The sequence below is a fragment of the Olivibacter sitiensis DSM 17696 genome (assembly GCF_000427965.1).
GTDB classification, from domain to species: domain Bacteria; phylum Bacteroidota; class Bacteroidia; order Sphingobacteriales; family Sphingobacteriaceae; genus Olivibacter; species Olivibacter sitiensis.
Window position 1 is genome coordinate 146,136 of record NZ_ATZA01000002.1, and the last position, 20,815, is coordinate 166,950.

The following is a 20,815-nucleotide window of genomic DNA, read 5'->3' on the forward strand; positions in this document are numbered from 1 at the left end:
AAAATAAGTATCAAGACATAAGACGCCTGCCTGCGGTAGGCAGGTAAGTATCAAAACATCCAAACCATACATTTGTGTTCTCATATCTCGCGTCTCATATCTCATGTCTTCTTCATCTACCTTAAAATTTCCTCCAATACGCGATGAGAGTTAATCTCTCCCAAATTTTCGATATGCAACCTATAATATTCTACTATTTTATTCAGCAAAATTCGTCTATCCGTATTACTAACGGACACTGCCTGCAATTGTTCCAATGGGCAGTTCAACAATGTTGCCCATTGCGTTGTATGGGGTTCATGTAACACATGGATATGCCCAGGATCAAAAGAAACGAAACCGCCCTCCTTCAAGTCAAAATAATGTTCATTGCCTTTCTTGGATGAAGGATGGAATCCCAAATGTTTTGTAAGACGTAGTAAAAAATAAAGGTGAAAATTGACGGGGAGTTCTTCCGAAGCATCCAACCAACTGATAGCATGATAAACGAAGCCGAAAAGCAATTCATCTGCCTGTTGAAAACGAACAGATTTGTACAAAAGTTCATTGATAAACATGCCCATAGAGCGTCGTTCCATTTCGTAATGCACCCGTTGCAACATGGGAGAAAGTCTTGCTTCGGCCATCTTCTGCAGACTGGCGTTCTGCTTGTGATAAACCACCAGATCCAAAAGACTCAGCGGCTGCAACACATTGATACGGATCCTTGCTTTTGGCTTCTTTACACCTTGAACCAGATAGGACTGCATACCGAACTTTTCCGTCAATACTTGTACAACCACACTGCTTTCGCTATAGTCCGTCACCCGAAGTACGATTCCCCTTGTATGATGCAGCATGCTTCTTAAACCTCTTTTCTCAATCCTGTCTATAAACCAAAAAACGGAATAAAGATACTGAAAAAGAACTAAAGAAACGAGCTTACTTTATTCGATGGTGCCTGAGAAATAAGTTGAAATGCACTAAGCCAATCGTTCTAGCGCAGTAGCAGTTGAGTCGACAAAATTGATTTGCCCTGCCTTATTGCTTTCGAGCATGAAATCGCGTATGCTTTTGCCCTGGTAAGCGTCAAAGTTGCCCACTATGGCCAAACGCACGCGATAATTAGAGAATTTTTGCAATATTTCTCCCGCAATCCCTGTTTTGAGGTCGAAGAACTCAGGTATTATATTTCTTTCATGAACGATGATCCTGTCAAATTCCTGATAGTATAAATCCCCCAACAAGTCCAAGCCATCCCCGGCATCGGCGATTACTATATCGTCCGAAAGGATTTCAGCTATGCGCTCTCCATTCACCTTATGTGCTCTAATCTCCATTTACATTCTTCTTGATTTATGCTAACGAAGCAGGACCTATTTGTGCGACAGATTTTTCTTTCAGTTCCATTGAGGTATACTTTCTGTTCTCCACCTTCCTTCACAGGTTATTTTCAATGTGGATACCGTATTTTACCAAGAGTCCCGAGATATTGGAAAGAGAAAACTTGGCCTTTTTGATCCGGTTTATTTCTGGATCGATCACAAAGTTGTAGGACGTTCGAAAGTCAGCTTTCTCCAGATTGGAACGGTCAAATAGCGCCCTTGTCAAATCGCAGCCGTCAAACACCGAACCAGAGAGGTCACTGGTCGCAAAATCCGTTTCGTGCAACACACATTTCTTGAATATGGTCTTCCTGATTTTGGTTCCGTAGAACGAGGCATGATGAAGCTGGCAGTTCTCAAAGGCAAATGACAGGCCGAATGCCTCACAGGTATCAAAACGAAGCCCCAGCATCTTGCAGCCCCTGAAGGTTACGTTTTGCCACACGGTCCTGTTCAGCTGGGCCAGACTCAGGTCGCAATCGTTAAATACGCAGTCTATAAATTTATAGCCACCCAATTGCCCGTGGGCAAACTGGCCATTGTTGAAAACACAGTTTTCATATTCGCCTTTGACCAATGGATTTTGTTCCAAATCGGCTTTGCTAAAGGTCTTATCCAATAAAACTAATTCCGGCATGATCTATTTACTATCGACGGTGGTTGGGATTGCATCAATATTGTCGCAATACTTATACTAACAAAGACAACAGCTTGGGGAGCAGGATTACCGCTGCCACAGCAATGGCAAAGGCGGCAATCACCAATACCGCGGCAGCAGCCGTATCCTTGGCTCTCTTGGCCAACGGATGAATATTCGGAGAAGCTAAATCCGTGAGGCTCTCAATAGCCGTATTGAGCAGCTCGGCAGCTAGCACCATGGCAATTGCCAATGCCAACCACAGCCACTCAAAGGCAGATATTTTCAGGAATACTCCCAATATCACGACCAATAATGTCGCTACGCAATGAAATCGAAAATTAGGTTGGGTTTTGAAAGCCGAAATGATCCCATCCAAAGCAAAGCCAAAAGAACGTAGAAATTTATGCATCTATACGTTTGTTTGAATCGTCCTCTTTTTTGTTGTCATCATTCTCGTGGCTTTCGGAGCGAGCCTCCAGGATGCTTTGCCTATCTATCCTACGCATCAAGGCATAAATGATTGTGCAAAAACCTATACCGAACAATATGACGCTCAAAATCAACAGCCATTCATATATGCCTAGTTCCAATTCCTTAAAGTACATCCCCAAAGCACCAAGTCCTATCCCGGCCAAAGTTAGTATTAATCCTCTTTTTAAATATTTATTCATCCTCCAGCCGTTAATTTATAAAAATAAAGTCTAAGATAGGGTTTAAAGAAAAAACATTGAAATATATCGTAGTAATAGCATTGTCAAAATAAACCTAACAAACATTTATAAAGCATTCCATGGATGGAAAAGAAACATTAAGCCTCATTTGTTTGCTGTTGCTATTTTCTTTATGATACGAATAAAGTAAATTTGCAACCTTAATTTTGGATTACAACATACTGATGTACAAAGAATATAAGCAACTCAATCTATCGGAAATAGGCAAGCAGGTACTGAATAGCTGGAAAAACAACCATATTTTCGAGAAAAGTGTACTCAATAGGCCCTCATCAAACCCTTATACATTTTACGAAGGGCCCCCATCGGCCAATGGTATGCCTGGCATTCACCATGTGATGGCCCGTAGCATCAAAGATATCTTTTGTCGCTACAAGACGCTTAAGGGGTACCAAGTAAAACGTAAAGGCGGCTGGGATACGCACGGATTGCCTATTGAGCTTGCTGTAGAAAAAACATTGGGAATCACCAAAGAAGATATTGGCAAGACCATATCGGTAGAGGAATACAACGCTGCTTGCCGCAAGGAAGTGATGCGCTATACAGATGTATGGAATGACCTCACCGAGAAAATGGGCTATTGGGTAGATTTGGAGCATCCTTATATCACCTATGACACCAAGTACATGGAAACCCTCTGGTGGATACTGAAAGAGCTCCACAAAAAGGATTTGCTGTACAAGGGCTATACCATACAGCCTTATTCACCTGCTGCGGGGACGGGATTGAGCTCGCACGAGTTGAACCAACCAGGCACTTACAAGCCACTTAAAGACACCACGATTGTTGCCGAATTCAGGATCAAGAAAGATCAGGTACATCCCCTTATGCCCGTTCTCTTCAACCAAGATTCGGAAGATACGGTATTCATCGCCTGGACCACTACTCCATGGACCTTGCCGTCCAATTGTGCTTTGGTCATAGGCAAGCAAATCACTTATGCCAAGGTGAGTACTTTCAATCAGTACACCCACTTACCTGTTAGTGTCATATTGGCAAAGGACCTCATCCCGAAATATTTCAAGGCAGAGGCCAAGGACCTTCCTTTCCAAGACTACCAAGCGGGAGACAAGCTTATCCCTTGGCAACTGGCAGCTGAGTTCAAGGGAGAAGAACTCATCAACCTACGCTACGAACAGCTTATGCCCTATGTGAACAGTCCAGAGCTGGAAGAAAAGGCTTTCAGGGTAATTCCTGGTGATTTCGTCACTACCGAAGACGGTACCGGCATCGTACATGCAGCAGCAACCTTTGGGGCGGACGACTTTCGGGTATGCCGTGAAAATGGCGTCCCCGGCATCTTGGTAAAGGATGAAAATGGCAAGGACGTCCCTCTAGTAGACAAGAAAGGACGCTTTGTTGCCGAAGTGTCGGATTTTGCCGGACGCTATGTCAAGGAAGAATACTATAGTGACGAAGAACGAAACGCACCGGATTTTCGCCCCACGGATGTGCTGATTGCCATTATGCTCAAAGAGCAGAATAAGGCCTTCGACGTAAAGAAATACGAACACAGCTATCCACATTGTTGGCGTACTGACAAACCCATTCTGTACTACCCGCTAGACAGCTGGTTTATCCGCACCACGGCCTTGCGCGAGCGGATGGTAGAACTCAACAAAACCATAAACTGGAAACCCGAAGCTACCGGCACGGGCCGCTTTGGCAACTGGTTAGAGAATTTGGTGGATTGGAATTTATCGCGCTCCAGGTTTTGGGGCACCCCCCTACCTATCTGGCGGAGTGAAGACGAATCGGAAGAAATATGTGTCGGCTCATTGCCCGAGCTGCGCCAATGGATGGAAAAAAGCCTTTTGTCTGCCCAGTTGACGGATGATGAACGTAGCAAGCTGAAAGCTTACCTGGACAAGCTCGATACGGGCACGCTGGATCTACACCGCCCCTATGTGGATGATATTGTCTTGATTTCCGACAGCGGCAAGAAACTATACCGCGAGCCAGACCTCATAGATGTTTGGTTCGATTCCGGTGCAATGCCTTACGCACAATGGGGATTGGATTACGACAAATTGGAAAAAGGCGATGCGCGCCCTTTTCAGGCTGGCTTTGATGGCGCCTATCCGGCAGACTTCATTGCCGAAGGGGTAGACCAAACACGCGGATGGTTTTTTACCCTGCATGCCATTTCTGTCATGCTTTGCGATTCCATAGCCTATAGAAACGTAGTATCGAATGGCTTGGTGCTCGACAAAAACGGCAATAAAATGTCCAAAAGGCTTGGCAATGCCGTCGATCCTTTCAAGACCATAGAACAATATGGAGCAGATGCCACTCGCTGGTACATGATCAGCAATGCATCTCCTTGGGACAACCTTAAATTTAACGAAGAAGGCCTGGATGAAGTGAGAAGAAAATTCTTTGGGACACTTTACAACACCTATGCCTTCTTTGCCCTCTATGCGAACATAGACAAATTTAGTTACAGCGAAGAGGAAATCGCCATCGGGGAACGCCCAGAAATAGACCGTTGGGTTATATCACTACTCAACAGCTTGACCAAGCAGGTTGACGAGTATTATGCCGACTTCGAGCCTACAAAAGCTGCGAGGGCAATACAAAACTTCGTAGACGAGCACCTAAGCAATTGGTATGTACGGCTTTCGCGCCGTCGCTTTTGGAAAGGAGAGTATTCTCAAGACAAGGTTTCCGCCTATCAAACATTATATACTTGTTTAAATACCATAGCCAAGCTGATGTCTCCCATATCGCCATTCTTTAGCGACAGGTTGTTTTTGGACCTCAATGAGGCAACCAAAAAAGAAGCGGTAGAATCAGTGCACCTTGCGGACTTCCCCGTTTACGATGCGGCGTTGGTAGATCCCGAACTGGAAGAACGTATGGGATTAGCGCAAGATATTTCTTCTCTCACTCTGGGACTTAGGAAAAAAGTGGGAATTAATGTACGACAGCCGCTAAACAAAATCCTGCTCCCCGTGTTAGATGAAGCATTCAGTGCAAAGGTGGCTAAAGTGAAGGATTTGATTTTAAGTGAAACCAACATCAAACAGCTTGAATTCATCAAAGACGCTTCGGGCATCATCAAGAAAAAAATAAAACCCAATTTTAAGGTATTGGGACCGAAAGTGGGGAAAGACATGAAAACAGTGGCTGCTGAGATTACCGCTTTTGCCCCAAATCAGATAGCTGAATTGGAGAATAACGGCAGCATTCAGCTTAAGCAAAGCCCATATACCGTTAGCCAAGATGATGTGGAGATCATCGCGGAAGATGTGGAAGGATGGCAAGTGAGCAGTTTAGGCAGGCTTACTGTAGCCTTAGACGTTCACCTGAGCCCCGAGCTTAAATCGGAAGGCATAGCCCGCGAACTGGTAAACAGATTGCAAAATCTGCGAAAAGAAATAGGCTTGGAGGTAACGGATAGGATTACCGTAACCCTGGGAGAAACAAACGCTGAAATCAGTGAGGCAATTGAAAATAATAAATCGTATATTAGTGACGAAATTTTGGCCGATAGCTTGACTTATGGAAAATCCTTGGCTTCGGGTGAATCCGTTGAGATAGACGGCAATGAATTGAATGTATTATTGACAAAAGTTTAATACTTATTGGAGCAGCAATAAGAGTAATGGACTGACTAAGAAAGAGAAAACATGGAAAATAACTCAGAAAAAACACGTTATAGCGATGCTGAATTGCAAGAGTTCAAGGACATCATCCTGGAAAAATTGCGTGTAGCCAAAGAAGAACTTGGTTTGCTTGCCCAATCCCTGAGCAGTCCAAACAGCAATGGTACGGACGATACGGCCGGAACGTTCAAGACACTGGAAGATGGTTCTGCAACTATGGAGAAAGAACAAATCAATCAGTTGGCCGCCCGCCAAAAGAAATTCATTGACAATTTGGAAGCAGCACTGGTAAGAATTGAAAACAAAACTTACGGCATATGCCGCGAAACAGGCAAATTGATCCAAAAAGAACGCCTCAGAGCGGTACCTCATACAACACTTAGCATGGAAGCTAAGATGAAACAATATTAAAAGAATAGAACAAATGCAAATGAATGCAAGCATCTGAAAATATGCTTTCAGATGCTTAGCATTCTTGTGTAAGATACATGAAAGCATATACCAAACCTATCGGCCTTATTTTGGCAGTACTGATTGTTGACCAAGCCATAAAATTTTGGGTAAAGCTCAATATGACCCTCGGTCAAGAATACCACCTCATCAAGGATAGGGCAATCATACATTTTACAGAAAACAATGGCATGGCTTTCGGCATGGAACTTGGAGGCGACATCGGAAAATTAGCACTATCTATTTTCCGCATTCTGGCAATCCTAGGGATAGGATATGGTCTTCACTACATGATTCAAAGAAAATATAACAGGAGCCTCATACTCTGCGTGGCGCTGATCTTTGCCGGTGCCATGGGCAATATCATTGACTCCACTTTCTACGGCGTGATATTTAGCGAAAGCACTTGGTATCAAAAGGCCGTGCTTTTCCCTGCCGCAGGAGGCTACAGCAGTTTGCTCCACGGCAAAGTAGTAGATATGTTCTACTTCCCAATTATTCAAGGGCATTTCCCTCAATGGTTTCCGTTTTGGGGAGGAGAAGATTTTGTCTTTTTCCGGCCCGTATTTAATTTTGCCGACTCTGCCATCTCCGTAGGAGTGGCCCTTATACTTATTTTCCAAAAGAAGTACTTCAAAGAAGATGTCAAAGAGCCGGTTTCGTATAATAGCGAAATCGTAGAGGAGTAATCCTTTATTGCCCAAGATATACGAAAAACTTTTAGTCTTGCCCTCATACGAGCAACGGCTATAATGCAAGGCGTCATGTACATCATTCACTAGCAAAAATAAATCCCCTCCTTTTTACCCTCCATTAGTAGCGGTTAAACGTTTTGTTCCGTTTTTCGTTTAACTATTAGAAAGCGCCAATATATACGCTATCATTAAACGAATAAATAAAATGAAAAAAATCATCATGAGTATTTGTTTCGCCATCCTGGCGTCACTACCTGTTTTAGCACAGAACGCTGCCCCTATCCAAAATAAAATAGAAGTCTATGGTTATGCCGAAGAAGAGATAACCCCGGACATTATCTATATCAATATCTCCTTAAAAGAGTATTTTGCAGACAACAACAATAAAAACCGAGTCGGTATAGACCAATTGGAAAAACAGCTAATAGATGCCGTCAAGAAAGCTGGTTTAAAAGAAGAGGATTTGACCATTAACAATGTTTCGAGCTACACCATATATGACAAAAAGAAAAAAGATCCCGGTTTTTTAGCCAGTAAGCAATACCTATTGAAGGTTAGCAATTTGAACACACTCAACAACCTATTTGGGTCTTTGGATGAGCGAGGCATTCAATCTACCAGCATATCCAGGTACGATTATTCCAAAATGACTGAAATAAAGAACCAACTTAGAATCAAAGCCGTCCAAAACGCTAAACAAAAAGCTACGGTACTGGCAGAAGCCTTGGATCAAAAGATTGGAAAGGCCATAGAAGTCAACGACAATAATACGGATGCTGGCGATATACAGCCACAAGCCAGGATGTACATGATGAAAGCAACGGCAGACAGTATGGAAAGTGCTTCACAGGACATCGACTTCAAGACCACCAAAATAGGCTACCAACTTCGAATTGTCTTTGAGTTGTTTTGATAAAGTCATCTAGTTTTCAAAATCCACAAAAGAGGGTTGTCCATAATGGATAATCCTCTTTTGTTTTTGCTTATTTTTTCGTTAATTGCCTATCAAAATAAGACCAAAAAGGAAAGAAAACAATAGCCTATCGTTTTTGTTTTATGGTTGACTTCTCGAAAAATAAACTAAACAAAAAAAACATGGATAAACAAATAGCTTCACTGAGAAAATTGAAGGACGAGGGCAAGGATATCGAAAGACTCCCCTTTTCCATACGTATCCTTCTAGAAAATGCCCTCCGCAACTATGATGGCTTTGCCATTACGGGTGAGCACTTGGACACACTTACAAATTGGAAGGCGGAAGGAACGGATAAAGAAATCCCCTATAAACCCGCCCGTGTGCTAATGCAAGACTTTACCGGTGTTCCAGGTGTTGTGGATATGGCCTCCATAAGAGCGGAAGTCGTCAGAAAGGGCAAGGATGGCGCCAAGATCAACCCTGCAATTCCAGTAGATCTGGTGATCGACCATTCGGTACAGGTAGACTTCTTTGGCACTGACTACGCTTATGAAAGGAACGTGGAAAAGGAGTATGAGCGAAATTCCGAACGCTATGAGCTTCTAAAGTGGGGACAAAAGGAATTAGACAATTTTACCGTGGTGCCCCCAGGTATGGGTATATGTCACCAGGTAAACCTCGAGTATCTGGCTAAGGGGGTTATTGAACGCGATGGCTGGGCATTCCCAGACACCTTGGTAGGAACGGACTCCCATACGCCCATGGTAAATGGAATAGGCGTACTGGGCTGGGGTGTGGGCGGCATAGAAGCGGAAGCAGCGATGTTAGGACAGCCCATATACTTTACTTGTCCGCAAGTAGTGGGACTTAAGCTCCACGGACAGATACCCGAAGGATGTACAGCCACCGATATGGTACTGGCAATCACCAAATTGCTTCGCGACTATGGAGTGGTAGGCAAATTTGTGGAGGTTTTTGGCGATGGGCTAGACAAGCTCACGGTTACAGACCGGGCAACCATATCCAATATGTCTCCTGAATTTGGCTGTACCGTAACCTATTTCCCTATAGACCATCGGACATTGGAGTACATGCGACAAACCAATCGCTCCGAACAGCAAATAAAGCTTGTAGAAGACTACTGCAAGGAAAATCTCCTATGGCGCACCGGCAAAGAAAACATCAGCTATACCGACATATTGGAGCTCGATCTGGGCACATTGGAGCCAACGGTGTCTGGCCCCAAGAGGCCGCAAGACAAAATATTCGTCAAGGAACTGCACAACAAATTTGAATCGCTATTGCAGGGCGATTATAATCGTAAATATGTGAAGTACGACAGAAGGCAGGAGCATGCCTGGCTTACTGAAGGTGGCTCTGGTACCCAGTTTACGTTGAAAAACACGAAAAGCAACTCGGACATCGAAGTATTGGAAACGGATGACCTCCGCTCCGTACGCATCATAAATAAAAACCAAGAGTATGTCCTGAGTGATGGAAGCATTGTTATTGCCGCCATTACCAGCTGTACCAATACGTCAAACCCCACTGTGATGGTCGGTGCAGGGCTGGTAGCCAGAAAAGCCATTGAGCGGGGTCTACGTACCAAATCATGGGTAAAAACGAGTTTGGCACCCGGTTCTCAAGTAGTAACCAAATATTTGCAAAGAAGCGGTCTTTTGGAAGATCTAGAGGCTCTGCGCTTTCACCTCGTAGGCTATGGATGTACCTCGTGCATAGGCAATAGCGGTCCTCTTCCCACCCATATTGCCGAAGCGGTAGACAAAGCTGATCTTGTAGTAGCGTCCGTCCTGAGTGGCAACCGTAACTTTGAAGCTCGCGTACACCCTCAGGTGAAGATGAACTTTCTGGCTTCACCCATGCTGGTAGTGGCCTATGCCCTTGTAGGGAGGGTAGACATCGACTTGCTAAACGAACCACTGGGCGAAGACCCCAATGGAGAGCCCGTTTATTTGAAAGACATCTGGCCTAGCCAAGAAGAAATAAACGAAACAATAAAAAAATGCCTGAAACAGGAAGATTTTGAGCAGATATACAGTGTTATCTTTGATGGCGACACTAAATGGCAGGCATTGGAAGCACCTACTGGCCAAGACTACAAATGGTCCAAAAACTCCACTTATATCGAAGAAGCACCTTTCTTCAAGGATATAAGTGCCGAAGCTGCCAAAACCGAAGATATCAAGGGTGCAAGAGTATTACTGTACTTGGGCGATTCTGTCACCACTGACCACATCTCCCCTGCTGGCTCTTTTAAATCCGACACGGCCGCCGGACAATACCTAAAGAGCAAGGGGGTAGAGGTGAAAGATTTCAACTCCTATGGCTCACGAAGAGGCAATCACGAGGTAATGATGCGCGGCACCTTTGCCAACGTACGTATCAAAAACAAGATTACCGATAAGGAAGGGGGCTTTTCCACCTATTTCCCTACAGGGGAAACGCTTACTGTGTTTGATACGGCCATGAAGTACGCTCAGGATAAAACACCTTTGGTTGTGCTGGCTGGCAAGGAGTATGGTAGTGGGTCTTCACGCGATTGGGCAGCAAAAGGCACCAACCTTTTGGGCATCAAAGCGGTCATCGCAGAAAGTTTTGAACGCATACACAGAAGCAATCTTGTGGGAATGGGCATTGCTCCAATAGAGTTTCCCAAGGGAGAAAATGCTGCGTCCTTAGGGTTGGATGGTACTGAAACGTTCACCATCCTAGGCTTGGCCGATGATTTAAAACCGCACAAAAAACTCCACATCATAGCCGAAAAAGAAGACGGCAACAAGATCGAGTTCGATGCGGAAGTAAGATTCGATTCTGCCATAGAAGTAGAATACTATAGAAATGGCGGGATATTACAATATGTTCTTAGAAGCTTTCTTAAAGAAGATTAGGAAATATCCATAGCAATAAGCAAAAAGGCCTCAGCAACGAGGCCTTTTTTGTTTATTCGGGCACTTGATACTGTTCAAAACAAAACTTACCTTTATATGAACATTCCATTATTGCTTGGCAATATTATTGTCTATACCTTAAATGGCAATGCCGAGTAAACCAAATAATAACTTTATGCATTATGTATCCATATAAATTCTATATACGCCTACTTTTTATCGCCAATCTATTTGCATATTCACATCTCTTTGCCCAGAACAAAGAGCATGTGCCTAGGCACGAAAGCGTAAGTGGCTTTCAAATAGCCTTGTTTGTCCTTATCACATGTGTAATATTGGCACTCATTTATTATGTCCTCAATAAAAGACAAAAGCGCAAATTCAACGAATGAGCAACCAGAGAAATAAATTATTGTGCAATACCTAATTTTATAAAAGACAAAGGCTTTTCAATCGCTTATCGTTCAAATCCCCGTTGAGTTGGACAAAAGGTGTCATTTGAATAACTCCGTGAAATCTATTTTTCCGTTATTTTTTTTACATTCGCACCATGTCAATGTCCAGAACAGAAGCAGCAAAACGGATTGATCAGTTAACGAAAGAGCTCAGCGAACATAACTATAAATATTACGTACTGGCCCAGCCCAGTATTTCCGATTTTGATTTTGACCAAAAGCTGGCAGAGCTAGCAGAGCTGGAACATCAATATCCAGACCTGTTAGATCCAGACTCCCCCACACAGAAAGTAGGTGGTGATATTACCAAACAATTCAAGACCGTAAGGCACCGGTGGCCCATGCTGTCCCTAAGCAACACATACAGTGCCGAAGAGCTAAAAGATTTTGACGAACGCGTGCGCAAGGCGATTGGCGACCATTTCGAGTATGTCTGTGAGTTGAAATTTGACGGCCTATCCATGAGCCTTACCTACGAAAACGGATTGCTGGTTCAAGCAGTAACTAGGGGAGACGGCACCCAGGGTGACGAAGTCACTACGAATGTACGCACCATCAAGTCCATACCAAACAAACTACGTAAGGATGGATATCCTCCAAGTTTTGACATACGTGGAGAGGTTTTTATGCACAAAGCGGCTTTCGAACGACTCAATAACGAACGCATCGAAAATGATGAAATCCCCTATGCCAACCCAAGGAATTTCGCCGCAGGAACCATCAAGCTGCAAGACTCCAAAGAAGTGGCCAAACGTCCTTTAGACTGTTTCTTGTACTTCCTCTATTGCGATGGCAGGGATAAATTATTCAAGACCCATTGGGAAAGCCTAGAGGCCGTAAAATCATGGGGATTTCCCGTGTGCGAACACACCAAACTATGCCAAAACCTCGATGAAGTGTATGATTTTATTGATTATTGGGAAAATGAAAGACACCATTTGAGCTATGAGATAGATGGCATTGTCCTTAAGGTAAACAGCTATGCCCAACAAGACGAATTGGGTTTTACGGCAAAATCTCCCCGCTGGGCCATTGCCTACAAATACAAGGCACAGGAGGTAGAAACCATACTGCAGTCTGTCAGCTACCAAATTGGTCGCACCGGAGCCATCACGCCAGTAGCCAACCTCATGCCGGTACAACTTTCCGGAACCACGGTAAAGCGGGCCACCTTGCACAATGCAAATGAAATGAAGCGACTTGACCTGCATGAGATGGACACCGTGGTGGTCGAAAAAGGTGGAGAGATAATCCCTAAGATAACGGCTGTCAACCTCGATAAGCGCATAAACGACACTAAACCCTTTGTCTATCCTACTCACTGTCCGGCATGTGGCACAGCACTGATTAGAAGGGATGGCGAAGCCGTACATTATTGTCCAAACGAGGAAGGCTGTGAACCACAGATTATAGGAAGGATACAACATTTCGCCAGCCGAAAAGCACTGGATATAGAAGGTATTGGTGACGAAACCATCGTGCTACTGTTCAAAAACCAACTGTTACATAACGTGGTGGACCTATACACACTGCATGAGTATCGGAACAAATTACTGACGTTAGAACGCTTTGGCGAAAAGTCTGTTCAGAACATGCTGGAAGGCATCGAAAACTCCAAGCAAAAGCCTTTCGAAAAAGTTCTCTTTGGTCTGGGTATACGTTATGTAGGGGAAACAGTAGCCAAACGGCTGTGTCAACATTTTAAGAATATAGACAAACTCAGCCAAGCTACGGCTGAGGAAATGGCCTTGGTAGATGAAATAGGCGAACGTATTGCGCAAAGCGTATATGAATACTTTACAAATCCCATTCACATCCATTATATAGAGCAGCTAAAACAATATGGACTTCAGTTTGAGATAAAAGAGATAGAAGCAAAACTTATCAGCAGCAAACTGGAAGGGCAAACATTCGTTATTTCCGGCGTTTTTGCCGACATGAGCCGTGAGGAACTCACACAACTCATTGTGAGCAATGGCGGTAAAATGCTTAGTGGAATCAGCGGAAAATTGAATTATCTTTTGGCAGGAGACAATATGGGACCGTCCAAACTAGCCAAAGCTCAGAAACTGGGTATACCCATTATTTCCGAAAAGGACCTGCTTCAAATGATCGGATAATTTTTAAGCTTTGTATATCTAGTCAAATTTGGCTATGTTTGATGCCATTTAAAATAAATTACAGGGCAAACAGCAACAAATTAATTTCTTAATAGATGAATACATTTCATGGTGCAGGTGTTGCACTGGTAACGCCTTTCAAGGTGGATGGAAGCATTGACTATGAAGGCTTATCCAATCTAATAGAGTACCAAATAGCAGGAGGCATGGACTATTTGGTGAGCATGGGTACCACTGGAGAGGTCGCCACGCTTTCAAAAAAAGAAAAACTGGACGTATTGGACTTTACCGCAAAACAGGTAGCTGGGAGAGTGCCTTTGGTGGCTGGTTTTGGGGGCAACAATACCGCAGAATTAGTGGAACAATTAAAGGAATTTAAAAATCCTTCCTATTCTGCCATCTTATCCGTGAGCCCTTACTACAATAAGCCTACACAAGAGGGAATATACCAACACTATAAAGCCCTGGCGCTAGCAACAAACCTACCCATTATCTTATACAATGTACCTGGACGCACAGGGAGTATGGTATCGGTAGATACGATTATTCGCCTTGCCAAAGAATTCAGCAACATTATCGGAGTAAAGGAAGCTTCTGCCAATTTTGAGCATTTTACCCGCATCATGGAGCAAAAGCCGGCAGACTTTATGCTCATCTCTGGCGATGATGCTTTAACGCTGCCTATGATGTCCCTCGGTGCGGTGGGAGTTATCACCGTAGTTGGCAATGCCTTTCCTAGAGAAACCCAACAATTGGTAAAATATTGCAACGAGTGGAAATTTGAGGAGGCCAACCGCATTCATTATAAACTGCTGCGTATCGATGAGCTTTGCTTTATAGAAGGCAATCCCGCGGGTGTGAAAGAGATGCTCCAGGTCATGGGGATTTGTAACCGTACATTAAGACTTCCTCTCACAGAGGTAAGTCAAGTTACCAAAGACAGGATTGCACTGGCCGTTAAAGAAATGGCTTCCATACAAGCATAAAACCGAATCTTACATAAATAAAAATGTCATCTATCTCATATGGTAGATGACATTTTTATTTTTCTTTCAATTTATTTTGTAGCCAATAGAAATGCAATTGGCAGAAAAAAAATTTAAAGACTATATCAAGGCCTGAATCTTACAAAACAGGCTTATTTACTAGTTTCATTTTTAGCTGCTTGAATTTCCAAGCGAATGTCCTGGGCTAAATTTTTTGCGTCCTGCAACCCTTTTCTAACACGTGTTCCAGCTGCACTGTTACCTTTGTTAAAAAACTTGTCAGCATCAGCTTCCAAACCTTCAATTAAACTTTTAAGTTGGTTAAATTTTTCAATACTTGCCATAATCAAATACTCCTTTTTGTTTTGTAATAAGTTAATAATCTTTGTTGTGAGGCTAAAGTATAACCTTTTTTTTAAAAAAAAAATTTTTGGCAATTAATTTCCACCTAATGCTAAGCCAATTTCATAAAATTAAACACATTCCTACTAAATATGGACAAAAACGCCCTCTATAAGCTTTATTCGCAATAAACGAATGCCAACAACACGTGAGTGTAAACAGCAAAAGCTCGAATTAATTATAGCATTTGCTATTGAGCTTTTTTGAAACAACCGAAAAGGCTTCCAGGGTACGATTGACATCCTCGACACTATGAAGTGCAGTAGGAATAAGCCGCAGTATTATGAGCCCCTTTGGTATAACGGGATAGACAACAATAGAGCAAAATATGCCGTAATTTTCCCTGAGATCCCTTGTCAGAGCCGTCGCCTCATTTAAGCTCCCCTTAAGAAAAACGGGCGTCACTACAGTACTTGTCTCACCGATATCAAAGCCCCGTGCTTTTAAGCCTTGTTGCAAAGTCTCTGCGATATGCCATAGCCTTTCCCGATAGACGTGATGTTTCTTTAATAATTCCAACCGTGTTTGCAAGCCTAAAACCATCGGCATAGGGAGTGCCTTGGCGAAGGTTTGCGACCTCATATTATATCTTAAATACGTGACGATATCGCTCCTGGAAGCTACAAAAGCTCCAATTCCAGCCATGGCCTTGGCAAAAGTAGCAAAATAGAGATCTACCCCTTCTATGCATCCTTGCGCTTCATGGGTCCCTGCCCCATTTCTACCCATAGTGCCAAAGCCATGCGCATCATCAACGAGCAGGCGAAAGCCGTATTTTGACTTTAGCTCAGTAATTTGCTTCAGTCTGCCTTGCGCGCCAGACATCCCAAACACGCCCTCTGTAATTAACAAAATACTTCCACCGGTCTGCTCAATTACCCTTTGTGCATGAATCAGTTGTTTCTCACAGCTGCAGATATCGTTGTGTTTATACACAAATCGCCTCCCCACGTGCAGACGCACACCATCTATAATACAGGCATGTGATTCAGCATCATAAACTATCACATCTTTTCTGTCTACCAAAGCTTCTATCAAAGAAACCATTCCCTGGTAGCCATAGTTCAGCAAAAACGCGTCCTCTTTTCCAACAAACGATGCCAGCTCCTTTTCCAGTTTCTCATGTTCGCCCGTCTGCCCCGACATCATTCTAGCCCCCATAGGATAGGCCAAGCCATACTTGGCAGTAGCGTCGGCATCAGCCCTCATTACGTCGGGATGATTAGCCAGCCCCAAATAATTGTTCAAACTCCAAACGATATGTTCTTTTCCATTGAACCGCATATGCGCTCCAATGCTCCCCTCGAGCTTTGGAAAAGAGAAGTAGCCATGAGCCCAACTATGATGCTGGCCTATAGGCCCCATGCTCGCAACAACTTTATCAAATAAATCCAAAATAAACTTGTTTTAAATCCAAAATAAAAATATAGAAACTTAGTTGACCGATTTTTTTTTCAAAGATCATTGTAATTAACGAAGAAAAAACAGCATTGTTTCCATTATTCCCTAAATAAACAAAGGCCATGCCCCCCTTTCGGTTTGCACAGCCTTTGTTATTTCGGGATACACAAGCATCAATCTACATTGTCGTGCAAATAGGAATTATTTGGTCTTATCTCCGTATTTCCGTCCTCATTGGACAAGGTGAACCTAGAAACCTGCGATTCCGAAGAGTGCGGCACTTGGTTCAAAGCCATTTGCTTGCGTTTATATGCAGGCTCATTTTCAATCTCTTGCAAACCGTTTGTAGACCTCAGCTTCATACTTAAGTCTTTCAATCTCAGAATCCGTTCTTTGGTTTTCCTCAATTGGTCTTCAATTGAATCATCTACAGATTGCTTGGCGTCTGTAGCATATACTGGTTTCTGAACGGGAATTTCCTTGCGTTCATTGGCGGCAGTTGGCATTACCTGCGACTTATTGGAATTTTCTTCCTGATTGGTATGAAACGGAAAAGGCGTTTCAGCCACTCTCACCTGAAAATCGTCCGCCATATTGGACTCGCCCTTCAAAGTCACTTCGTCCTCTGGATCCAGCGTATGGCGAATGATATGGTCTTCCTTTTTTGCAGGAGCAATTTCTTGCCCCCTGTTTTGTTGCCTACCAAACCCGCTAAAGAGGTCTGACGGGATGTTGATAGGGCTGACTACGGCAGCTTGCACCTCTTCAACCTCTTGTTTTTTTATTACTGGAGCTTCCTCAATCTCTTTTTCGATGATCTGATTTACAGGTCGCACCAAAGGACTAGATTCAGATGTTAAGGGGATAGAAACCTTACGTTTTGCAGCCTCGCTGGCGCGCTCTTCTGTTGTTTGGAAACCTGTAGCAATGATGGTTACCGAAAGTTCGTCTTCCAATTTCTCGTCCAAACAGTTACCCCATATGATTTCTGCAGTAAAGCCTGCACGTTCTTGGATATAATCGGTAATGACAGAGATCTCATCCATGGTCACCTCCGTCTTCCCCGATGATATATTCAGCAAGATATATCGCGCACCTTCAATTTCACTATCCTTCAGCAAAGGTGAGGCTAATGCACCCTCAACCGCTTTGGAGGCTCTATCATCACCGCTCGCAAGTGCGTTGCCCATAATGGCCACTCCACTATCGTTCATCACAGTGCGAACGTCCTTGAAATCCACATTTATATAGCCAGGTATTGTAATAATTTCCGCAATACCCTTTGCCGCAGTAGTCAATATATCGTCTGCTTTTGCAAAGGCAGAAGTAATAGTAAGGTTACCAAAAATCTCCCTCAGTCTGTCGTTTGAGATAACTAAATAGGAATCGACATATTTCTTCAGCTCATCCAGTCCCTCGTCGGCTTGCGTTCTCCTACGTTTTCCTTCAAATGCAAAGGGCGTAGTAACGATCGCCACAGTAAGGATATCCATTTCTTTGGCAGCTTTGGCCAAGACAGGGCTCGCACCGGTACCCGTACCGCCTCCCATTCCTGCCGTGATAAATAGCATCTTGGTATTGGTGCCTAGCATCCGCTTGATATCTTCGATACTCTCAATAGCCGAATTTTCTCCCACAGATGGATCAGCACCAGCCCCCATACCTTCGGTAAGGCTGGCGCCTAATTGAACCTTGTTAGGGATAGGACTTAGTTCCAAGGCTTGTGCATCCGTATTACAGATAATAAAATCCACACCACTTATCCCTTGCCTGTACATGTGATTCACAGCATTGCCGCCTCCACCGCCAACACCTATTACCTTGATGATGGACGACTGTTCTTTTAGCATTTCAAACTTCATATCAATATCCTATTTTACTCGTTATCAGAGCGCTTAAACTTTTTCAATTACCTATACAAACCCATTGTAATATTAGCACTTTTTCAACAATAGTTTTCCACAAATGTGTATTATGTGGAAAATTTGCGCATTGTTGAAAACTATTTAACATAGTCTGTATCTTCTATCTTATTATCATCCGCAATATATTTGATAATGGTATCCAAAAAACCGAACTTCTTCTTAGTTTTCTCTGCCATTTTCTTTACTACTTTCTCTTGCGGCTGGGCATCTGCCTCGTCATATTCGATAGACTCTATCCCTTTAATTAGCAAACCTATCCCTGTTGCATATAACGGGCTTTTGAGCTCGTCATAAACACTTTTTTGCAATACTTCATTCTTGGCCAGATGCTCATTGGGCATACCAATACGACAATCCAATCCAGTCACGTATTCTACTAATTGCAACAAGTGCTTCAATTGCGCCCCACCTCCAGTGACTACGATACCACCTATCAATTTTTTCTCATAGCCAGAAGATTTGATTTCATAATAAACATGCTCAATGATTTCCTCCATTCTAGCCTGAATGATGTAAGCTAGGTTTTTCACGCTGATCTCTTTGGCTTCCCTGCCTCTCAATCCCGGCACGCTAATAATCTCATTTTCCTTATTCTCATCAGCTAGGGCGGATCCGAAGCGGACCTTCAACAGCTCTGCCTGGTTGCGCAATACCGAACAGCCCACCTTAATATCTTCAGTAACGATATTGCCACCCAAAGGAATCACCGCCGTATGTCGAATAATGCCCTCATGGAAAATGGCAACATCGGTAGTACCTCCTCCTATATCGACAAGCACCACACCAGCATCTTTTTCTTCCTCACTCAGTACTGCTTCCGAAGATGCCAAAGGCTCTAAGACAAGCTCCGAGGCTTCCAGCTCCGCATACTCCACACAACGCTTGATATTGCGTACGGCAGACACATGTCCAGAAATGATATGGAAGTTGGCTTCCATACGCCTGCCAGCCATTCCAATAGGATCTTTTATGCCCGGCTCGTTGTCTACGGTAAACTCCTGCGGCAACACGTGAATGATTTCCTCCCCAGGAGGCAGTACTAACTTGTACATGTCTTCGATCAAACGTTCGATATCTTTCCGTTCTATCTCATTATCGTCCTTTCTAGTAAGAATACCTCGATGTTGTAAGCTTTTGATATGTTGCCCAGCAATACCCACGTTCACCACCTTGATATCTACATTGGATTGAGCAGAAGCTTCTTCCACAGCTTTTATAATGCTGGCTACAGTCTTCTGAATATTGGCTACCACTCCCCTGCTCACTCCTAAGGATTCGGCCTTGCCAATACCCAAAATTTCAATCTTGTTGTAATCACTCCGCCGTCCGACAGTGACACAGATTTTTGTTGTACCGATATCAAGCCCGACAACTATGGGGTTTTCCTTTGGGTTAGTAATTCGCTTTTCCATGTTAGTGCGTATTTATACTGTTCGTATTTATTTTCTTAATTTCCTCCTGTATAATATCGTCGTTCCTTTCGCAGACGATTTGATTGGCATATTTCAAATTCACGGTTTTATAATATTGCCATCCCGCCTGTCTGACTATGCGGTCGTAAAACAACTTCAACTTCGTAAACTTTATTTCCAACGAGTCCGCATTCCCAAGTACGATACGTTGATTGCCAATTCTGGGGACCAACTCAATGTCCTGTTCGTTATTAACGTACAATTGCTCAATCTGAGCCTCCCACAGGCTATCCCTATTGATAAAATCTGCCGTTTTGTACAGGTCCCTTATCAATGTTGTCTGCATTGTATCCAGTTTATCATTGTAGCGTTCAGCTATGTAGCCACTTGCCACAATGATATGTGGTGCGTAATTGAAGGAAATCGGCATTTTGAAACCTTTTCTATCAATATAGAAATCACTTCCCATGCCGTTGATCACTCGCAACACAGCCTCTCTAGGGTGAATCTTTACCCGCACCTTGCCATCCATGTCGCAAAACACTTTCACTTCTTCCACAAAGGGTATTTGTCGGATATCATGCTCAATACGGTGAATTTCTATGCTTTGAAGCGTACGTCCTATTATATCTCCTTCCAGCTCTTTTACTAGCGCCTTCACGTCCTCATTGGACACAAAAGCCTGTGTCCCTGGAATGATAATTTCCAAATCGTTACATGCTTGCTCGCTACTTTTTACTGAAATAAAACTCATAAGCACAAACAGTCCAGACAGACTTATCAACCAGACAAATAGAATGC

At 43.4% G+C, this 20,815-nt stretch carries 18 protein-coding genes; 8 read left to right on the forward strand and 10 right to left on the reverse strand.

What is annotated here, in order from left to right; genetic code table 11:
• Positions 1 to 116 precede the first annotated feature (116 nt).
• The 5 genes from recO to A37S_RS23205 all read right to left on the reverse strand — a co-directional run bounded on the left by recO (position 117) and on the right by A37S_RS23205 (position 2,675).
• Positions 117 to 839, reverse strand: a complete 723-nt coding sequence (gene recO / locus A37S_RS0101835; protein WP_028295528.1) for a DNA repair protein RecO — start codon at positions 837 to 839, stop codon at positions 117 to 119.
• 123 nt (positions 840 to 962) lie between these two features.
• Positions 963 to 1,319 (reverse strand): DUF4180 domain-containing protein, encoded by a 357-nt coding sequence (locus A37S_RS0101840; protein WP_028295529.1) that lies wholly within the window; start codon positions 1,317 to 1,319, stop codon positions 963 to 965.
• A gap of 100 nt (positions 1,320 to 1,419) precedes the next feature.
• Positions 1,420 to 2,001 (reverse strand): pentapeptide repeat-containing protein, encoded by a 582-nt coding sequence (locus tag A37S_RS0101845; RefSeq protein WP_036600884.1) that lies wholly within the window; start codon positions 1,999 to 2,001, stop codon positions 1,420 to 1,422.
• 52 nt (positions 2,002 to 2,053) lie between these two features.
• The gene (locus tag A37S_RS0101850) at positions 2,054 to 2,413 is read right to left on the reverse strand and encodes a diacylglycerol kinase family protein (protein ID WP_028295531.1); all 360 of its coding nucleotides are present in this window, start codon (positions 2,411 to 2,413) and stop codon (positions 2,054 to 2,056) included.
• A complete protein-coding gene (locus A37S_RS23205) occupies positions 2,406 to 2,675 on the reverse strand; it encodes a hypothetical protein (protein WP_051292638.1) in 270 nt (89 codons plus the stop codon). Before A37S_RS23205 ends, A37S_RS0101850 begins: the two co-directional genes overlap by 8 nt.
• A 224-nt stretch (positions 2,676 to 2,899) precedes the next feature.
• Between A37S_RS23205 and ileS the strand changes: the two genes are divergently transcribed.
• The 8 genes from ileS (at position 2,900) to dapA (ending at position 14,874) form a co-directional block, all read left to right on the forward strand.
• Positions 2,900 to 6,316 carry an isoleucine--tRNA ligase gene (ileS, locus tag A37S_RS0101860; RefSeq protein ID WP_028295532.1) on the forward strand — a complete coding sequence of 1,139 codons (3,417 nt, stop codon included), beginning with the start codon at positions 2,900 to 2,902 and terminating at the stop codon, positions 6,314 to 6,316.
• A 51-nt stretch (positions 6,317 to 6,367) separates the two neighbouring features.
• Positions 6,368 to 6,754 (forward strand): TraR/DksA family transcriptional regulator, encoded by a 387-nt coding sequence (locus tag A37S_RS0101865; protein WP_028295533.1) that lies wholly within the window; start codon positions 6,368 to 6,370, stop codon positions 6,752 to 6,754.
• 77 nt (positions 6,755 to 6,831) lie between these two features.
• Entirely contained in the window at positions 6,832 to 7,482 is a 651-nt protein-coding gene (locus A37S_RS0101870; protein ID WP_028295534.1) for a lipoprotein signal peptidase, read from the forward strand.
• A gap of 211 nt (positions 7,483 to 7,693) precedes the next feature.
• A complete protein-coding gene (locus tag A37S_RS0101875; RefSeq protein WP_028295535.1) occupies positions 7,694 to 8,401 on the forward strand; it encodes an SIMPL domain-containing protein in 708 nt (235 codons plus the stop codon).
• Positions 8,402 to 8,544: 143 nt separating this feature from the next.
• On the forward strand, positions 8,545 to 11,313 hold the full coding sequence (gene acnA, locus A37S_RS0101885; RefSeq protein ID WP_084163713.1) for an aconitate hydratase AcnA: 2,769 nt from the start codon (positions 8,545 to 8,547) through the stop codon (positions 11,311 to 11,313).
• Positions 11,314 to 11,495: 182 nt separating this feature from the next.
• Positions 11,496 to 11,705 (forward strand): hypothetical protein, encoded by a 210-nt coding sequence (locus A37S_RS27375; protein WP_028295537.1) that lies wholly within the window; start codon positions 11,496 to 11,498, stop codon positions 11,703 to 11,705.
• Positions 11,706 to 11,869: 164 nt separating this feature from the next.
• Positions 11,870 to 13,888, forward strand: coding sequence for an NAD-dependent DNA ligase LigA (gene ligA, locus A37S_RS0101895; RefSeq protein WP_028295538.1), 2,019 nt, complete (start codon positions 11,870 to 11,872; stop codon positions 13,886 to 13,888).
• Positions 13,889 to 13,983: 95 nt separating this feature from the next.
• Complete coding sequence (gene dapA, locus A37S_RS0101900; protein ID WP_028295539.1) at positions 13,984 to 14,874, forward strand: 4-hydroxy-tetrahydrodipicolinate synthase; 891 nt, start codon at positions 13,984 to 13,986, stop codon at positions 14,872 to 14,874.
• Between the two features lie 152 nt (positions 14,875 to 15,026).
• Here the strand turns inward: dapA and A37S_RS0101905 are convergent, their stop codons facing one another.
• From A37S_RS0101905 to A37S_RS0101930, 5 genes are all read right to left on the reverse strand, one after another.
• Positions 15,027 to 15,218, reverse strand: a complete 192-nt coding sequence (locus tag A37S_RS0101905; protein WP_036600947.1) for a hypothetical protein — start codon at positions 15,216 to 15,218, stop codon at positions 15,027 to 15,029.
• A gap of 232 nt (positions 15,219 to 15,450) precedes the next feature.
• Complete coding sequence (locus tag A37S_RS0101910) at positions 15,451 to 16,671, reverse strand: aminotransferase class I/II-fold pyridoxal phosphate-dependent enzyme (RefSeq protein WP_028295541.1); 1,221 nt, start codon at positions 16,669 to 16,671, stop codon at positions 15,451 to 15,453.
• Positions 16,672 to 16,850: 179 nt separating this feature from the next.
• Entirely contained in the window at positions 16,851 to 18,539 is a 1,689-nt protein-coding gene (ftsZ, locus tag A37S_RS0101920; protein ID WP_028295542.1) for a cell division protein FtsZ, read from the reverse strand.
• Between the two features lie 140 nt (positions 18,540 to 18,679).
• Positions 18,680 to 20,014: a cell division protein FtsA gene (gene ftsA, locus A37S_RS0101925; protein WP_028295543.1), complete on the reverse strand. Its 1,335-nt coding sequence runs from the start codon at positions 20,012 to 20,014 to the stop codon at positions 18,680 to 18,682.
• 1 nt (position 20,015) lies between these two features.
• On the reverse strand, positions 20,016 to 20,768 hold the full coding sequence (locus tag A37S_RS0101930) for a cell division protein FtsQ/DivIB (RefSeq protein WP_245586286.1): 753 nt from the start codon (positions 20,766 to 20,768) through the stop codon (positions 20,016 to 20,018).
• Positions 20,769 to 20,815 lie beyond the last annotated feature (47 nt).

What these genes read in the sequence shown, in the direction of transcription:
- recO (WP_028295528.1), bottom strand. Translation starts at nt 839, where the DNA reads ATGCTGCATCATACAAGGGGAATCGTACTTCGGGTGACGGACTATAGC.
- A37S_RS0101840 (WP_028295529.1), bottom strand. Translation starts at nt 1,319, where the DNA reads ATGGAGATTAGAGCACATAAGGTGAATGGAGAGCGCATAGCTGAAATC.
- A37S_RS0101845 (WP_036600884.1), bottom strand. Translation starts at nt 2,001, where the DNA reads ATGCCGGAATTAGTTTTATTGGATAAGACCTTTAGCAAAGCCGATTTG.
- A37S_RS0101850 (WP_028295531.1), bottom strand. Translation starts at nt 2,413, where the DNA reads ATGCATAAATTTCTACGTTCTTTTGGCTTTGCTTTGGATGGGATCATT.
- A37S_RS23205 (WP_051292638.1), bottom strand. Translation starts at nt 2,675, where the DNA reads ATGAATAAATATTTAAAAAGAGGATTAATACTAACTTTGGCCGGGATA.
- ileS (WP_028295532.1), top strand. Translation starts at nt 2,900, where the DNA reads ATGTACAAAGAATATAAGCAACTCAATCTATCGGAAATAGGCAAGCAG.
- A37S_RS0101865 (WP_028295533.1), top strand. Translation starts at nt 6,368, where the DNA reads ATGGAAAATAACTCAGAAAAAACACGTTATAGCGATGCTGAATTGCAA.
- A37S_RS0101870 (WP_028295534.1), top strand. Translation starts at nt 6,832, where the DNA reads ATGAAAGCATATACCAAACCTATCGGCCTTATTTTGGCAGTACTGATT.
- A37S_RS0101875 (WP_028295535.1), top strand. Translation starts at nt 7,694, where the DNA reads ATGAAAAAAATCATCATGAGTATTTGTTTCGCCATCCTGGCGTCACTA.
- acnA (WP_084163713.1), top strand. Translation starts at nt 8,545, where the DNA reads ATGGTTGACTTCTCGAAAAATAAACTAAACAAAAAAAACATGGATAAA.
- A37S_RS27375 (WP_028295537.1), top strand. Translation starts at nt 11,496, where the DNA reads ATGTATCCATATAAATTCTATATACGCCTACTTTTTATCGCCAATCTA.
- ligA (WP_028295538.1), top strand. Translation starts at nt 11,870, where the DNA reads ATGTCCAGAACAGAAGCAGCAAAACGGATTGATCAGTTAACGAAAGAG.
- dapA (WP_028295539.1), top strand. Translation starts at nt 13,984, where the DNA reads ATGAATACATTTCATGGTGCAGGTGTTGCACTGGTAACGCCTTTCAAG.
- A37S_RS0101905 (WP_036600947.1), bottom strand. Translation starts at nt 15,218, where the DNA reads ATGGCAAGTATTGAAAAATTTAACCAACTTAAAAGTTTAATTGAAGGT.
- ftsZ (WP_028295542.1), bottom strand. Translation starts at nt 18,539, where the DNA reads ATGAAGTTTGAAATGCTAAAAGAACAGTCGTCCATCATCAAGGTAATA.
- ftsA (WP_028295543.1), bottom strand. Translation starts at nt 20,014, where the DNA reads ATGGAAAAGCGAATTACTAACCCAAAGGAAAACCCCATAGTTGTCGGG.
- A37S_RS0101930 (WP_245586286.1), bottom strand. Translation starts at nt 20,768, where the DNA reads ATGAGTTTTATTTCAGTAAAAAGTAGCGAGCAAGCATGTAACGATTTG.